Here is a 15,624-nt window from a genome sequence, read left to right on the forward strand (position 1 = left end):
CGCTAATGGATCCAGCCCGACGCCCGACTGTCCCCGTTGAGATACCCCGAGACCTCGTCGTCGAAGTTGGCGAAGCCCGACATGAGGCTGCCGAAGTTGAAGAAGCCAGAGATCGAGGTTCCCGCATTGACGAAACCCGAAATGTTGGCCGTACCGGTGATCGTGGGTACCGAGTTTCTGAAGCCCGACAGATGGTCACCCACGTTGATGATGCCGGCGTTGTAGTTGCCCACGTTGGCCAGGCCCGAGTTACCGGTGACAAATTCGGCGTGTTCGTCACGGGCGTTGTTATCGAAGCCCGAGTTGAAGGTGCCGGCGTTAGCGTAGCCCGAGTTGTTGGTGCCCGTGTGCAGCCAGCCGGAGTTCTGTACCGGCTGGTTGACCGAGTTGAACAATCCGGTGTTGAGATCGCCCGAGTTGAAGAAGCCGGTGTTGATGTTGCCGGAGTTGAAGTAGCCGGTGTTCACGTTGCCCGAGTTGAAATCGCCCGTGTTCATGCTGCCGGCATTGAAGCTACCCGTGTTGGTATGGCCGGAGTTAAACAGACCCATGCTGCCGGTGACCAGGTTTCCGCCCGAGTTTCCGATTCCGGTGTTCGTGGTGCCCGAGTTGAACCAGCCGGTATTGGTGGTGCCGGAGTTGAACCAGCCGGTGCTGGTGGTGGCCGAGTTGAACCAGCCCGTGCTGAGCTGGCCGGAGTTGCCGATACCGGTACTGAGCTCGCCGGAGTTGCCGAAGCCCGAGCTGCGCTCGGCCGAACTGCCGAACTCCACGCTCAGCGCCCCGACTCCATTGCCCGAGTTTCCCATGCCGATGTTGTTATTGCCCGAGTTGAAAAAGCCGATATTACCGTTGCCCGAGTTCCCGAAGCCGAGGTTCCCGCTACCTGAATTGAGGGCGCCGAAACCTATCTGGTTATCACCGGTGAGCCCGAAGCCGATGTTGTTGTTGCCGCTGTTCCCAAACCCGATGTTATGAGAGCCCTTGTTGCCGAAACCGATATTTCCACTGCCAAGGTTGCCGCTGCCAAAGTTGGTGTCGCCGGTGTTTCCGTTACCAAAGTTGACGTTACCGGTGTTTCCGAACCCGAAATTCGAGTTCCCGGTGTTGCCGCCACCCACGTTGAGATTTCCGGTGTTACCGCCGCCAAAGTTGGTGTCGCCGGTATTTCCACTACCCAGGTTATAGCTGCCGAGGTTGCCGCCGCCCAGGTTATAGCTGCCGATGTTTCCGCTACCCCAGTTGAGCGTGCCCGTGTTTCCACTGCCCGGGTTGAGATCCCCGGTGTTGCCGCCACCCAGGTTGTAGCTGCCGATATTGCCGCTGCCCAGGTTGAGATCACCGATATTGGCGTTGCCCAAGTTGACGCTGCCCGTGTTGGCGCTACCCGGGTTGAAGCTGCCCAGGTTGCCGAGGCCCAGATTGCCGCTGGCCAGATTGAAGCCACCGATGGTGACGTTGCCCAGATCGAGAAACGGAAACCCCGCGATGATCACCGCACCGCCGGGCGTGGCTGCCGCGCTCGGCGACGGTGTGAACGGCGTCAGCGACAAGGCGACCGCCGACGCCTCGCCGTGATAACCGAGCATCGCGGCGACATCGGCGGCCCACATCTGCTCATAGACGGCCTCGACGGCCGCGATGGCCGGGGCGTTTTGCCCCAACAGATTCGAGGCCACCAAGGAGCGCAACCGACCTCGATTGGCGCTCACCGCGCCCGGATGCACCGTCGCCGCCAGCGCCGCCTCGAACGCCGATACCGCCGCCTGGGCTTGACCCGCCGCCTGCTCAGCCTGCGCTGCGGCCGTGGTCAGCCAGCGAGCATAGGACGCGGCCACGCCTGTCATGGCCGCTGACGCCGGACCTTGCCAGGACCCGGTGGCCAACTGCGAGGTCACCGCCGAAAATGAGGCCGCCGCCGAACCCAAATCGCCGGCCAGCCCGGTCCAGGCCGACGCCGCCGCCAACATCGGTCCCGGCCCGGCACCAGCGAACATCAGCGCCGAATTGATCTCCGGCGGCAACACCGAAAAATTCATCACAACCATCCCGTCAGCCGGCCACACCCACCGGGCTTCACGGCGCTGTCTGGCCCCAACCGCAGCGAAGCCTACGAAAAAGCCGGGCGCTTCGGACGGGCGCAGGTTAAATCCAGGTAACGCGTGACGAATCTCGCGAGGAGCCTCCTTGCGGCCATGGGCCGCCACGGGTCTCGGTGGTCGCGGCCCCCGTGCTTCCGCGTCCTTCGATTGTGGACGTACGCTCACCGATGTGACCTGGGCCATACTGATCCGCTGTCAAGGAGAACGGAAATGACCACAACAGAGCGCCCGACAACCATGTGCGAGGCGTTCCAGCGCACCGCCGTCATGGACCCGGACGCCGTTGCGCTACGGACCCCCGGCGGTAACCAGACAATGACATGGCGAGACTACGCGGCGCAGGTGCGGCGGGTCGCTGCCGGCCTGGCAGGTTTGGGAGTTCGGCGCGGCGACACGGTCTCGCTGATGATGGCGAACCGGATCGAGTTCTACCCGCTCGACGTCGGTGCTCAGCACGTCGGCGCCACCTCGTTTTCGGTGTACAACACCCTGCCCGCCGAGCAGCTGACCTACGTGTTCGACAACGCGGGGACCAAGGTGGTCATCTGCGAGCAACAGTACGTCGATCGCGTTCGCGCCAGCGGTGTGCCCATCGAACACATCGTCTGCGTCGATGGCGCGCCCCCCGGCACGCTCTCGCTGACGGATTTGTACGCGGCCGCCTCCGGCGACTTCTTCGACTTCGAGTCGACGTGGCGTGCCGTACAACCCGAGGACATTGTCACCCTCATCTACACGTCCGGCACAACGGGAAACCCCAAGGGTGTGGAGATGACCCACGCCAACCTGCTGTTCGAGGGGTATGCCATCGACGAGGTGCTCGGAATCCGGTTTGGCGATCGGGTGACGTCCTTCCTGCCATCGGCGCACATCGCCGATCGGATGACCGGGCTGTACCTGCAGGCGATGTTCGGCACCCAGGTCACCGCGGTGGCCGACGCGCGCACGATCGCAGCCGCGCTCCCCGACGTGCGGCCAACCGTGTGGGGGGCCGTTCCCCGGGTTTGGGAAAAGCTTAAGGCCGGAATCGAATTCACCGTCGCTCGTGAGACCGACGAGATGAAGCGGCAGGCGTTGGCGTGGGCGATGTCGGTGGCTGGCAAACGCGCCAACGCCCTGCTCGCAGGTGAATCTATGTCGGATCAGCTGGTCGCCGAATGGGCCAAAGCCGACGAGTTGGTGTTGTCCAAGTTGCGCGAGCGGCTGGGCTTCGGCGAGCTGCGGTGGGCCCTGTCCGGAGCGGCGCCGATCCCCAAGGAGACGCTCGCGTTCTTCGCAGGTATCGGCATCCCAATCGCCGAGATTTGGGGAATGTCGGAGCTGAGCTGCGTTGCCACCGCCAGCCATCCCCGCGACGGGCGGCTGGGCACCGTCGGAAAACTACTTCCCGGGCTGCAGGGCAAGATCGCCGAAGACGGTGAGTACCTGGTCCGCGGTCCGCTGGTGATGAAGGGTTATCGCAAAGAACCGGCCAAGACCGCGGAGGCGATCGACTCCGACGGCTGGCTACACACCGGAGATGTCTTCGATATCGACTCCGACGGCTATCTGCGGGTGGTGGACCGCAAGAAGGAGCTGATCATCAATGTGGCCGGAAAAAACATGTCGCCGGCCAACATCGAGAACACCATCCTGGCCGCGTGCCCCATGGTCGGGGTGATGATGGCAATCGGTGACGGGCGAACGTATAACACCGCGCTGTTGGTCTTCGACGCCGACTCTCTCGGTCCGTATGCGGCCCAGCGTGGCCTCGATGCCTCGCCCGCGGCTCTGGCGGCTGACCCGGAGGTGATCGCGCGCATCGCCGCCGGCGTGGCCGAGGGCAACGCCAAATTATCGCGGGTCGAACAGATCAAGCGGTTCCGCATATTGCCCACCCTGTGGGAGCCCGGCGGGGACGAGATAACCCTGACGATGAAACTCAAGCGCCGTCGAATCGCCGCGAAATATTCCGCGGAGATCGAGGAGCTCTACGCCAGCGAGCTGAGACCGCAGGTTTACGAGCCCGCTGCCGTGCCATCGACACAACCGGCATGACGGGGGCTAGCCAGTGACTGCACGGGAGGTGGGCCGCATCGGACTGCGAAAGTTGCTGCAGCGCATCGGTATTGTTGCTGAATCAATGACGCCGCTAGCGACCGACCCCGTTGAGGTTACCCAACTGCTGGATGCCCGATGGTATGACGAGCGGCTGCGTGCGCTGGCCGACGAGCTCGGACGCGATCCGGACAGCGTGCGCGCCGAGGCGGCAGGCTATCTGCGGGAGATGGCCGCCTCGCTGGATGAGCGGGCCGTGCAGGCATGGCGCGGCTTCAGTCGCTGGCTCATGCGCGCCTACGACGTACTGGTCGACGAGGACCAGATCACGCAGCTGCGCAAGCTTGATCGCAAAGCCACCCTGGCGTTCGCGTTCTCGCATCGTTCGTACTTGGATGGGATGCTGCTGCCCGAGGCGATCCTGGCCAACCGGCTCTCGCCGGCGCTGACCTTCGGCGGGGCGAACCTGAACTTCTTTCCGATGGGCGCTTGGGCCAAACGTACCGGGGCTATCTTCATTCGGCGTCAGACGAAAGATATTCCCGTCTACCGCTTCGTATTACGTGCTTACGCCGCGCAGCTGGTGCAAAACCATGTCAACCTCACCTGGTCGATCGAAGGGGGTCGGACCAGAACGGGCAAGCTACGGCCACCGGTGTTCGGGATCCTGCGTTACATCACCGATGCGGTCGACGAAATCGACGGTCCCGAAGTGTATTTGGTGCCGACCTCGATCGTGTACGACCAGCTGCACGAGGTGGAAGCCATGACCACCGAGGCCTATGGCGCGGTGAAACGACCCGAAGACCTGCGCTTTCTGGTCCGGTTGGCGCGACAGCAGGGCGAGCGACTGGGCCGCGCCTATCTCGACTTCGGCGAACCGCTGCCGCTTCGCAAGCGCCTGCAGGAGATGCGCGCCGACAAGTCGGGCACCGGCAGCGAGATCGAACGGATCGCGTTGGATGTCGAGCACCGGATCAACCGCGCCACACCGGTTACCCCCACCGCGGTGGTGAGTCTGGCCCTGCTGGGCGCGGACCGCTCGTTGTCCATCAGCGAGGTGTTGGCGACGGTTCGCCCGTTGGCCAGCTACATAGCTGCCCGCAACTGGGCGGTGGCCGGCGCCGCCGATCTGACGAATCGCTCGACGATCCGGTGGACCTTGCATCAGATGGTTGCTTCCGGCGTGGTGAGTGTCTACGACGCGGGCACCGAGGCGGTGTGGGGCATCGGCGAGGACCAGCACCTGGTGGCGGCGTTTTACCGCAACACCGCGATCCATATCCTGGTCGATCGGGCCGTCGCCGAGTTGGCGTTGCTGGCGGCCGCAGAGACCACAACAAACGGCTCGGTTTCCCCGGCGACCGTGCGTGATGAGGCGTTGAGCCTTCGCGACTTGCTGAAGTTCGAGTTCTTGTTTTCTGGCCGTGCCCAGTTTGAGAAAGACCTCGCAAACGAGGTACTGCTGATCGGGTCGGTGGTCGACACCTCCAAGCCCGCGGCCGCAGCCGATGTGTGGCGCCTGCTGGAATCGGCCGATGTGCTGCTGGCCCACCTGGTGCTGCGGCCGTTTCTCGATGCCTACCACATTGTCGCCGATCGGCTGGCCGCCCATGAAGACGACTCTTTCGACGAGGAAGGGTTTCTGGCCGAGTGTCTACAGGTCGGCAAGCAGTGGGAGCTGCAGCGCAATATCGCCAGCGCCGAGTCCAGGTCGATGGAGCTGTTCAAGACCGCACTGCGCCTGGCTCGCCATCGCGAGCTGGTCGACGGTGCCGATGCGACGGACATCGCCAAACGCCGACAGCAGTTCGCCGACGAGATAGCCACGGCAACCAGGCGGGTAAACACAATCGCAGAACTGGCCCGCAGGCAATGAGCGACAAATGCGGCCGCCAGGGCCGCTGCGCCGTCCAGCGAACGGGTCAAACGGTGGACGCGCCATCCCCCCGGGCATAGTCTGAATGTGATCTAGGTCACGTGCCAGCACCGGAGGAGGCGGGACTATGGTCGCGACCACTACGCACTTCCCGAAGCAAAAAGCGCCCTGCGGGCACATGGTTGACGGCGATCACCACATCGAGCGCGACGACGAAGGCCTTGCCTACGACGACCTCAAGTTTTCCTGCGGCTGCCGCGAAATCCGGCATTTCTACCACGACGGATCCATGCGGGTACGCACGATTCGACACGACGGCAAGGTGTTGAAGGACGAGCACAGCGGCGATCACGAAGCGTGAACCAGCGCGATGACCGCCCAACACAACATCGTGGTTATCGGCGGCGGTGGTGCGGGTCTGCGCGCCGCGATTGCGATAGCCGAAACCAATCCGCACCTGGATGTGGCGATCGTTTCCAAGGTGTACCCGATGCGCAGCCACACCGTCTCGGCTGAGGGCGGCGCCGCGGCGGTGACCGGTGACGACGACAGCCTCGATGAACACGCGCACGACACGGTATCCGGTGGCGACTGGCTGTGTGACCAAGATGCGGTCGAGGCTTTCGTGGCCGAGGCGCCCAAAGAGTTGGTGCAGCTCGAGCATTGGGGCTGTCCGTGGAGCCGTAAACCAGACGGGCGCGTTGCCGTTCGCCCGTTCGGCGGGATGAAGAAGCTGCGCACCTGGTTTGCCGCCGACAAGACGGGATTTCACCTCCTGCACACGTTGTTTCAACGGCTGCTCACCTATTCCGACGTCATGCGCTATGACGAGTGGTTCGCTACGACGCTGCTGGTCGACGACGGCAGGGTATGTGGTCTGGTCGCTATCGAGTTGGCGACCGGGCGCATCGAGACGATCCTTGCCGACGCGGTGATTCTGTGCACCGGCGGATGCGGGCGGGTATTTCCATTCACCACCAACGCGAACATCAAGACCGGCGACGGCATGGCGCTCGCATTCCGCGCGGGCGCGCCCCTAAAAGACATGGAATTCGTCCAATACCACCCCACCGGACTGCCGTTCACCGGGATCTTGATCACCGAGGCCGCACGAGCTGAAGGCGGCTGGCTGCTCAACAAAGACGGCTACCGCTACCTCCAGGATTACGACCTCGGCAAGCCCACGCCCGAGCCCAGGCTGCGCAGTATGGAGCTCGGGCCCAGGGACCGACTGTCGCAGGCCTTCGTACACGAGCACAACAAAGGAAGGACGGTCGACACCCCGTACGGCCCCGTCGTCTATCTAGACCTGCGGCACCTGGGGGCGGACCTGATCGATGCAAAGTTGCCGTTCGTACGTGAGCTGTGCCGCGACTACCAGCACATCGACCCCGTGGTCGAATTGGTCCCGGTACGACCGGTAGTGCACTACATGATGGGTGGCGTTCACACCGATATCAACGGCGCCACAACGCTTCCTGGGCTATATGCCGCAGGTGAAACAGCCTGCGTGAGCATTAATGGCGCCAACCGCCTGGGGTCGAACTCGCTGCCCGAGCTGCTGGTGTTCGGGGCTCGAGCGGGCCGTGCCGCCGCGGATTACGCAGCGCGCCACCAAAAGTCGGACCGTGGCCCGTCGTCGGCAGTGCGGGCTCAGGCCCGCACCGAGGCTCTACGGCTAGAGCGTGAGCTCAGCCGCCATGGCCAGGGAGGCGAACGAATCGCGGATATTCGGGCGGACATGCAGGCCACCTTGGAAAGCGCCGCGGGTATTTATCGTGACGGACCCACCCTCACCAAAGCGGTCGAGGAGATTCGGGTGCTGCAGGAACGATTCGCCACGGCGGGCATCGACGATCACAGCCGCACATTCAACACCGAGCTGACTGCGCTGCTCGAGTTGTCGGGGATGCTCGACGTTGCACTGGCGATCGTCGAATCTGGTTTGCGCCGAGAAGAATCCCGTGGCGCACACCAGCGAACCGACTTTCCGAACCGGGACGACGAGCATTTCTTGGCGCACACCTTGGTTCATAGAGAAAGCGACGGAACGCTGCGGGTCGGCTACCTTCCGGTCACTATCACTCGCTGGCCACCGGGCGAACGCGTGTATGGGAGGTAAGGATGATGGATCGAATTGTCATGGAGGTCTCCCGGTATCGGCCCGAGATCGAATCGGCCCCGACATTTCAGGCCTACGAGGTTCCCCTCACCCGCGAATGGGCGGTGTTGGACGGCCTGACCTACATCAAGGATCACCTCGACGGAACACTCTCCTTCCGCTGGTCGTGCCGGATGGGTATCTGCGGCAGTAGTGGTATGACGATCAACGGCGACCCAAAGCTGGCGTGCGCGACATTCCTTGCCGATTACCTACCCGGGCCGGTGCGGGTGGAGCCGATGCGAAACTTCCCGGTGATCCGCGATCTCGTTGTCGACATCAGTGACTTCATGGCCAAGCTGCCCAGTGTGAAGCCGTGGCTCGTCCGGCATGATGAACCGCCCGTCGAAGACGGCGAATACCGGCAGACCCCGGCCGAACTCGATGCATTCAAGCAGTTCAGCATGTGTATCAACTGCATGTTGTGCTACTCGGCGTGCCCGGTGTACGCGCTGGACCCCGACTTCCTCGGTCCGGCGGCGATCGCGCTGGGGCAGCGGTACAACCTGGACTCGCGCGACCAAGGTGCGGCGGATCGCAGGGATGTCCTGGCCGCGGCCGACGGCGCTTGGGCGTGCACCCTGGTGGGCGAATGTTCGACGGCTTGTCCGAAAGGCGTCGATCCTGCCGGCGCGATCCAGCGCTACAAGCTGACCGCGGCCACGCACGCGCTGAAGAAGTTGCTGTTCCCTTGGGGGGGCGGATGAGCGCCTATCGCCAGCCGGTCGAAAGATACTGGTGGGCGAGGCGGCGTTCTTACCTGCGATTCATGCTTCGCGAAATCAGTTGCATCTTCGTGGCCTGGTTTGTTCTCTATCTGGTGCTGGTATTGCGCGCCGTTGGCGCGGGCGGGAATTCCTACCAGCGGTTTTTGGACTTCAGCGCCAATCCGGTTGTCGTAGTGCTGAACGTCGTCGCGTTGAGTTTCCTGCTGCTGCATGCTGTTACCTGGTTCGGATCGGCACCGCGCGCGATGGTGATTCAGGTTCGCGGCCGCCGGGTACCCGCTCGCGCGGTCCTTGCTGGGCACTACGCGGCATGGCTGGTGGTTTCGGTGATCGTTGCCTGGATGGTGCTGTCATGACTCCCTCGACATCGGATGCCAGGTCGCGCCGACGCTCGGCGGAGCCCTTCCTGTGGCTGCTGTTCAGCGCCGGGGGCATGGTCACCGCCCTGGTTGCGCCCGTCCTGCTGTTGCTGTTCGGACTCGCGTTTCCGCTCGGGTGGCTCGACGCGCCCGACCACGGGCACCTACTGGCGATGGTGCGCAACCCGATCACCAAGCTTGTTGTGCTGGTCCTGGTGGTACTGGCCCTGTTCCATGCGGCGCACCGGTTCCGGTTCGTGCTCGACCATGGGCTGCAACTGGGCCGGTTCGACCGAGTGATCGCCCTGTGGTGTTACGGCATGGCCGTGTTGGGCTCGGCGACGGCGGGTTGGATGTTGCTCACCATGTAAAGTCGCTGGCCGGGCGCTTTGGCCGCCGGCACGGTACGGTACGGACCTGTACCACCACAACGGTTCTATGGTAGGCGCTGTGACCCAGATAGCGGATCGGCCTACAGACCCCTCGCCCTGGTCGCCGCGAGAGACCGAGTTACTGGCGGTGACACTACGGCTGCTGCAGGAGCACGGTTATGACCGGCTAACAGTGGATGCCGTTGCGGCGAGCGCCCGCGCCAGCAAGGCAACGGTCTACCGGCGCTGGCCGTCGAAAGCCGAATTGGTGCTGGCCGCGTTCATCGAGGGCATCCGCCAGGTCGCGGTCCCGCCCAATACCGGCAACCTGCGCGACGACTTGCTGCGACTGGGGGAGCTGATCTGTCGGGAGGTGGGCCAACACGCCAGCACCATCCGCGCGGTGCTCGTCGAAGTGTCGCGCAATCCTGCCCTCAACGACGTTTTGCAGCATCAGTTCGTCGACCACCGTAAGGCCCTGATCCAGTACATCTTGCAGCAGGCCGTCGACCGCGGTGAGATCTCCAGCGCGGCCATCAGCGATGAACTCTGGGACCTGCTACCCGGCTACCTCATCTTCCGGTCCATCATCCCCAACCGGCCGCCCACCCAGGACACGGTGCAAGCCCTCGTCGACGACGTGATACTCCCCAGCCTCACCCGATCCACCGGTTGAGTCAGCGGTGCGAATGGCTGGGCACCGTTGTGGTGTCCGGTCCCGTACCGTACTGTTGAATCCGCGGATCCCCGCCTGAGGTACGGGGCGTGGTCGCGCCCCGGGCAATAGCGTCGCCGGTTATCGAAAGGCTAACGGGTGCAGGGGATTTCAGTGACTGGCCTGGTCAAACGCGGCTGGATGGTGCTGGTTGCCGTGGCGGTGGTGGCGGTCGCGGGATTCAGCGTCTATCGGTTGCACGGCATCTTCGGCTCGCACGACACCACCTCGACCGCCGGTGGTGTCGCGAACGACATCAAGCCGTTCAACCCCAAACAGGTAACCCTCGAGGTCTTTGGCGCTCCCGGAACCGTGGCAACGATCAATTATCTGGACGTGGATGCCACACCTCGGCAAGTCCTGGACACGACCCTGCCGTGGTCATACACGATCACGACGACCCTGCCCGCGGTCTTCGCCAATGTTGTCGCGCAAGGCGACAGCAATTCCATCGGCTGCCGCATCACCGTCAACGGTGTAGTCAAGGACGAAAGGATCGTCAACGAAGTGCGCGCCTATACCTTCTGCCTCGACAAGTCCTCATGAGCAACCACCACCGCCCGCGGCCTTGGTTGCCGCACACCATCCGACGGCTTTCGTTGCCGATCTTGCTGTTTTGGGTGGGTGTGGCCGCCATAACCAATGCCGCCGTGCCGCAATTGGAGGTGGTCGGGGAGGCGCATAACGTCGCACAGAGCTCCCCGGATGACCCGTCGCTGCAGGCGATGAAACGCATCGGCAAGGTGTTCCACGAGTTCGATTCCGACAGTGCGGCCATGATCGTCTTGGAAGGCGATAAGCCGCTCGGCAACGACGCCCACCGGTTCTACGACACCCTGCTCCGCAACCTTTCAAACGACACCAAACACGTCGAGCACGTTCAGGACTTCTGGGGCGATCCGCTGACCGCGGCCGGCTCGCAAAGCACCGACGGCAAAGCCGCCTACGTTCAGGTCTATCTCGCCGGCAACCAAGGCGAGGCGTTGTCAATCGAGTCCGTCGACGCGGTGCGCGACATCGTCGCCCATACGCCACCACCGGCCGGGGTCAAGGCCTACGTCACCGGCGCGGCCCCGCTCATGGCCGATCAGTTTCAGGTGGGCAGCAAAGGAACCGCGAAAGTTACCGGGATAACTCTGGTTGTGATCGCGGTGATGTTGCTCTTCGTATACCGTTCCGTCGTCACCATGGTCCTGGTGCTTATCACGGTTCTTATTGAGTTGGCCGCGGCCCGCGGGATCGTCGCTTTTCTCGGAAACGCCGGGGTAATCGGGCTGTCGACATACTCGACGAATCTGCTCACACTATTGGTAATCGCGGCGGGCACAGACTACGCGATTTTTGTCCTCGGCCGCTATCACGAGGCGCGCTACGCCGCACAGGATCGGGAAACGGCCTTCTACACGATGTATCGCGGGACCGCCCACGTCGTCTTGGGCTCGGGTCTGACCGTTGCCGGCGCGGTGTATTGCCTGAGCTTTACCCGGCTACCCTATTTTCAAAGCCTGGGTATTCCCGCCTCGATAGGGGTGATGATTGCGTTGGCAGCCGCGCTCAGCCTGGCCCCATCCGTGCTCATCTTGGGCAGTCGTTTCGGTTGTTTCGAACCCAAGCGCAGGATGAGGACCAGGGGATGGCGGCGCATCGGCACGGCCATCGTGCGTTGGCCGGGACCCATCCTGGCAGTGGCGTGCGCAATTGCGGTGGTGGGTCTGCTCGCGCTGCCGGGATACAAAACGAGCTACGACGCTCGCTATTACATGCCCGCCACCGCCCCGGCCAATATTGGCTACATGGCCGCGGAGCGACATTTTCCCCAAGCGCGGCTGAATCCCGAACTACTGATGATCGAGACGGATCACGATATGCGCAATCCGGCCGACATGCTCATCTTGGATAGGATCGCCAAGGCTGTCTTCCATCTGCCCGGCATAGGGCTGGTGCAGGCCATGACCCGGCCGCTAGGAACCCCGATTGACCACAGCTCGATACCGTTTCAGATCAGCATGCAAAGCGTCGGCCAGATTCAGAATCTCAAGTATCAGAGGGACCGAGCAGCCGACTTGCTGAAGCAGGCCGAAGAGCTGGGGAAGACGATCGAAATCTTGCAGCGCCAATATGCCCTACAGCAGGAACTCGCGGCCGCTACTCACGAGCAAGCCGAAAGCTTTCACCAAACGATCGCCACGGTAAACGAACTGCGAGATAGGATCGCCAATTTCGACGATTTCTTCAGGCCGATTCGTAGTTACTTTTACTGGGAAAAGCACTGCTACGATATCCCGAGCTGCTGGGCGCTGAGATCCGTCTTTGACACGATCGACGGTATCGACCAACTCGGCGAGCAGCTGGCCAGCGTGACCGTAACCTTGGACAAGTTGGCTGCGATCCAGCCTCAATTGGTGGCGCTGCTACCAGACGAGATCGCCAGCCAGCAGATCAATCGGGAACTGGCGCTGGCTAACTACGCCACCATGTCCGGGATCTATGCCCAGACGGCGGCCTTGATCGAAAACGCTGCCGCCATGGGACAAGCCTTTGACGCCGCCAAGAACGACGACTCCTTCTATCTGCCGCCGGAGGCTTTTGACAACCCAGATTTCCAGCGCGGCCTGAAATTGTTCCTGTCGGCAGACGGTAAGGCGGCTCGGATGATCATCTCCCATGAAGGCGATCCCGCCACCCCCGAAGGCATTTCGCATATCGACGCGATCAAGCAGGCGGCCCACGAGGCCGTGAAGGGCACTCCCATGGCGGGTGCTGGGATCTATCTGGCCGGCACGGCCGCCACCTTCAAGGACATTCAAGACGGCGCCACCTACGACCTCCTGATCGCCGGAATAGCCGCGCTGAGCTTGATTTTGCTCATCATGATGATCATTACCCGAAGCCTGGTTGCGGCGCTGGTGATCGTGGGCACGGTGGCGCTGTCGTTGGGCGCTTCTTTTGGCCTGTCCGTGCTGGTGTGGCAGCATCTTCTCGGTATCCAGTTGTACTGGATCGTGCTCGCGCTGGCCGTCATCCTGCTCCTGGCCGTGGGATCGGACTATAACTTGCTGCTGATTTCCCGATTCAAGGAGGAGATCGGTGCAGGTTTGAACACCGGCATCATCCGTGCGATGGCCGGCACCGGCGGGGTGGTGACCGCTGCCGGCCTGGTGTTCGCCGCCACTATGTCTTCGTTCGTGTTCAGTGATTTGCGGGTCCTCGGTCAGATCGGGACCACCATTGGTCTTGGGCTGCTGTTCGACACGCTGGTGGTGCGCGCGTTCATGACCCCGTCCATCGCGGTGCTGCTCGGGCGCTGGTTCTGGTGGCCGCAACGAGTGCGCCCGCGCCCTGCCAGCAGGATGCTTCGGCCGTACGGCCCGCGGCCCGTGGTTCGTGAATTGCTGCTGCGCGAGGGCAACGATGACCCGAGAACTCAGGTGGCTACCCACCGTTAAGGTGGTGGGATGCCGCTTTCAGGGGAATATGCGCCGAGCCCGCTCGACTGGTCGCGCGAGCAAGCCGACACGTATATGAAGTCCGGCGGAACCGAGGGCACACAGCTGCAGGGAAAGCCGGTCATCCTGCTCACCACCGTCGGGGCGAAGACCGGCAAACTCCGTAAGACCCCGCTGATGCGCGTCGAGCACGACGGCCAGTACGCGATCGTCGCCTCGCTGGGTGGGGCGCCGAAAAATCCGGTCTGGTACCACAACGTCGTGAAGAACCCACGGGTCGAGCTGCAGGACGGCACCGTGACCGGCGACTACGACGCCCGCGAGGTGTTCGGTGACGAGAAGGCCATCTGGTGGCAGCGCGCCGTGGCGGTCTGGCCGGACTATGCCAGCTACCAGACCAAGACGGACCGCCAGATTCCGGTGTTCGTGCTGACCCCGGTGCGCGCGGGCGGCTAGCCATTGGGATAGGGCGGCGTGGCACCATTGACCGGTGTCCGCCGAACTGAGCCAGAGCCCGAGCAGCTCGCCGCTGTTTTCACTATCTGGGGCAGACATCGACCGTGCCGCCAAGCGGATCGCACCGGTAGTCACGCCCACCCCGTTGCAACCTAGCGATCGGTTGTCGGCGATCACTGGCGCCACGGTCTACCTCAAGCGCGAAGACTTGCAGACGGTGCGCTCTTATAAGCTACGCGGAGCGTACAACCTGTTGGTGCAGTTGTCCGATGAGGAACTGGCCGCGGGCGTGGTGTGTTCTTCTGCGGGCAACCACGCGCAGGGCTTCGCGTATGCGTGTCGCTGTCTGGGTGTGCACGGCCGGGTCTACGTACCTGCCAAAACCCCCAAGCAGAAGCGTGACCGGATCCGCTACCACGGCGGGGAGTTCATCGACCTGATCGTGGGTGGGTCGACCTATGATCTGGCTGCGGCGGCGGCCCTTGAGGACGTGGAACGCACCGGGGCCACGCTGGTACCGCCGTTTGACGACCTGCGCACCATCGCCGGCCAGGGCACGATAGCCGTCGAAGTGCTTGGCCAGCTCGAGGACGAGCCGGACCTGGTGGTGGTCCCGGTGGGTGGCGGCGGCTGCATCGCGGGGATCACCACCTACCTGGCCGAGCGGACGACCAACACCGCGGTGCTGGGCGTCGAGCCGGCTGGTGCGGCCGCCATGATGGCCGCGCTCGCGGCGGGCGAGCCGGTGACGCTGGACCATGTCGACCAGTTCGTCGACGGCGCCGCGGTGAACCGGGCGGGCACGCTGACCTATGCCGCGCTAGCCGCCGCCGGCGACATGGTTTCGCTCACCACCGTCGACGAGGGTGCGGTGTGCACGGCGATGCTCGATCTGTATCAGAACGAGGGCATCATCGCCGAACCGGCCGGTGCCCTGTCGGTCGCCGGTCTGTTGGAAGCCGACATCGAGCCCGGGTCCACCGTGGTGTGCCTGATTTCGGGCGGCAACAACGACGTGTCCCGTTACGGGGAGGTGTTGGAGCGCTCGCTGGTCCACCTGGGCCTCAAGCACTATTTCCTGGTCGACTTCCCGCAGGAGCCCGGTGCGCTGCGCCGGTTTCTCGACGACGTGCTCGGACCCAACGACGACATCACCTTGTTCGAGTACGTCAAGCGCAACAACCGGGAGACCGGTGAGGCGCTGGTGGGTATCGAGCTGGGATCGGCCGCGGATCTAGACGGTCTGCTGGCCCGGATGCGGGCGACCGACATTCACGTCGAGGCGTTGGAACCGGGGTCGCCGGCTTACCGCTATCTGCTGTAGCGAGGCGTCGGCGCGACCGTGCCGACAAACCTCGCATGTGTATCGT

General features: G+C 63.4%; 13 protein-coding genes. 12 read left to right on the plus strand and 1 reads right to left on the minus strand.

From position 1 onward, the window contains the following. Positions 1-2: 2 nt before the first annotated feature. Positions 3-2,039, minus strand: coding sequence for a PPE family protein (locus FF952_RS08230; protein WP_003903497.1), 2,037 nt, complete (start codon positions 2,037-2,039; stop codon positions 3-5). Between the two features lie 273 nt (positions 2,040-2,312). Here FF952_RS08230 and fadD11 point away from each other — a divergent pair, with 273 nt between their 5' ends. From fadD11 to ilvA, 12 genes are all read left to right on the plus strand, one after another. Further along, positions 2,313-4,139, plus strand: a complete 1,827-nt coding sequence (gene fadD11 / locus FF952_RS08235; RefSeq protein ID WP_003903498.1) for a fatty acid--CoA ligase FadD11 — start codon at positions 2,313-2,315, stop codon at positions 4,137-4,139. Between the two features lie 13 nt (positions 4,140-4,152). Continuing rightward, the gene (locus FF952_RS08240; RefSeq protein ID WP_003407762.1) at positions 4,153-6,018 is read left to right on the plus strand and encodes a lysophospholipid acyltransferase; all 1,866 of its coding nucleotides are present in this window, start codon (positions 4,153-4,155) and stop codon (positions 6,016-6,018) included. Between the two features lie 127 nt (positions 6,019-6,145). Beyond that, positions 6,146-6,379 carry a hypothetical protein gene (locus tag FF952_RS08245; protein WP_003407763.1) on the plus strand — a complete coding sequence of 78 codons (234 nt, stop codon included), beginning with the start codon at positions 6,146-6,148 and terminating at the stop codon, positions 6,377-6,379. Between the two features lie 9 nt (positions 6,380-6,388). Continuing rightward, positions 6,389-8,140: a fumarate reductase (quinol) flavoprotein subunit gene (gene frdA, locus FF952_RS08250; protein WP_003898925.1), complete on the plus strand. Its 1,752-nt coding sequence runs from the start codon at positions 6,389-6,391 to the stop codon at positions 8,138-8,140. A gap of 2 nt (positions 8,141-8,142) precedes the next feature. Further along, the gene (gene sdhB, locus FF952_RS08255) at positions 8,143-8,886 is read left to right on the plus strand and encodes a succinate dehydrogenase iron-sulfur subunit (protein ID WP_003407767.1); all 744 of its coding nucleotides are present in this window, start codon (positions 8,143-8,145) and stop codon (positions 8,884-8,886) included. Further along, on the plus strand, positions 8,883-9,263 hold the full coding sequence (locus FF952_RS08260) for a fumarate reductase subunit C (protein ID WP_003407768.1): 381 nt from the start codon (positions 8,883-8,885) through the stop codon (positions 9,261-9,263). The genes sdhB and FF952_RS08260 overlap by 4 nt, the downstream gene beginning before the upstream one ends. Further along, on the plus strand, positions 9,260-9,637 hold the full coding sequence (gene frdD / locus FF952_RS08265; RefSeq protein WP_003407771.1) for a fumarate reductase subunit FrdD: 378 nt from the start codon (positions 9,260-9,262) through the stop codon (positions 9,635-9,637). The genes FF952_RS08260 and frdD overlap by 4 nt, the downstream gene beginning before the upstream one ends. A 67-nt stretch (positions 9,638-9,704) precedes the next feature. Further along, entirely contained in the window at positions 9,705-10,313 is a 609-nt protein-coding gene (locus tag FF952_RS08270; RefSeq protein WP_003407773.1) for a TetR/AcrR family transcriptional regulator, read from the plus strand. A gap of 138 nt (positions 10,314-10,451) precedes the next feature. Further along, the gene (locus FF952_RS08275) at positions 10,452-10,898 is read left to right on the plus strand and encodes an MmpS family transport accessory protein (RefSeq protein ID WP_003903500.1); all 447 of its coding nucleotides are present in this window, start codon (positions 10,452-10,454) and stop codon (positions 10,896-10,898) included. Next, positions 10,895-13,798, plus strand: a complete 2,904-nt coding sequence (locus tag FF952_RS08280; protein WP_003904644.1) for an MMPL/RND family transporter — start codon at positions 10,895-10,897, stop codon at positions 13,796-13,798. The genes FF952_RS08275 and FF952_RS08280 overlap by 4 nt, the downstream gene beginning before the upstream one ends. A 9-nt stretch (positions 13,799-13,807) precedes the next feature. Continuing rightward, positions 13,808-14,254: a F420H(2)-dependent quinone reductase gene (locus FF952_RS08285; protein ID WP_003407780.1), complete on the plus strand. Its 447-nt coding sequence runs from the start codon at positions 13,808-13,810 to the stop codon at positions 14,252-14,254. Between the two features lie 34 nt (positions 14,255-14,288). Next, positions 14,289-15,578 (plus strand): threonine ammonia-lyase, encoded by a 1,290-nt coding sequence (gene ilvA / locus FF952_RS08290; protein WP_003407781.1) that lies wholly within the window; start codon positions 14,289-14,291, stop codon positions 15,576-15,578. Positions 15,579-15,624 lie beyond the last annotated feature (46 nt).

Source organism: Mycobacterium tuberculosis complex sp. N0072 (genome assembly GCF_030323725.1).
In the GTDB taxonomy this organism is placed as follows: Bacteria; Actinomycetota; Actinomycetes; order Mycobacteriales; family Mycobacteriaceae; genus Mycobacterium; species Mycobacterium tuberculosis.

What these genes read in the sequence shown, in the direction of transcription:
- FF952_RS08230 (WP_003903497.1), bottom strand. Translation starts at nt 2,039, where the DNA reads ATGAATTTTTCGGTGTTGCCGCCGGAGATCAATTCGGCGCTGATGTTC.
- fadD11 (WP_003903498.1), top strand. Translation starts at nt 2,313, where the DNA reads ATGACCACAACAGAGCGCCCGACAACCATGTGCGAGGCGTTCCAGCGC.
- FF952_RS08245 (WP_003407763.1), top strand. Translation starts at nt 6,146, where the DNA reads ATGGTCGCGACCACTACGCACTTCCCGAAGCAAAAAGCGCCCTGCGGG.
- frdA (WP_003898925.1), top strand. Translation starts at nt 6,389, where the DNA reads ATGACCGCCCAACACAACATCGTGGTTATCGGCGGCGGTGGTGCGGGT.
- sdhB (WP_003407767.1), top strand. Translation starts at nt 8,143, where the DNA reads ATGATGGATCGAATTGTCATGGAGGTCTCCCGGTATCGGCCCGAGATC.
- FF952_RS08260 (WP_003407768.1), top strand. Translation starts at nt 8,883, where the DNA reads ATGAGCGCCTATCGCCAGCCGGTCGAAAGATACTGGTGGGCGAGGCGG.
- frdD (WP_003407771.1), top strand. Translation starts at nt 9,260, where the DNA reads ATGACTCCCTCGACATCGGATGCCAGGTCGCGCCGACGCTCGGCGGAG.
- FF952_RS08270 (WP_003407773.1), top strand. Translation starts at nt 9,705, where the DNA reads ATGGTAGGCGCTGTGACCCAGATAGCGGATCGGCCTACAGACCCCTCG.
- FF952_RS08280 (WP_003904644.1), top strand. Translation starts at nt 10,895, where the DNA reads ATGAGCAACCACCACCGCCCGCGGCCTTGGTTGCCGCACACCATCCGA.
- FF952_RS08285 (WP_003407780.1), top strand. Translation starts at nt 13,808, where the DNA reads ATGCCGCTTTCAGGGGAATATGCGCCGAGCCCGCTCGACTGGTCGCGC.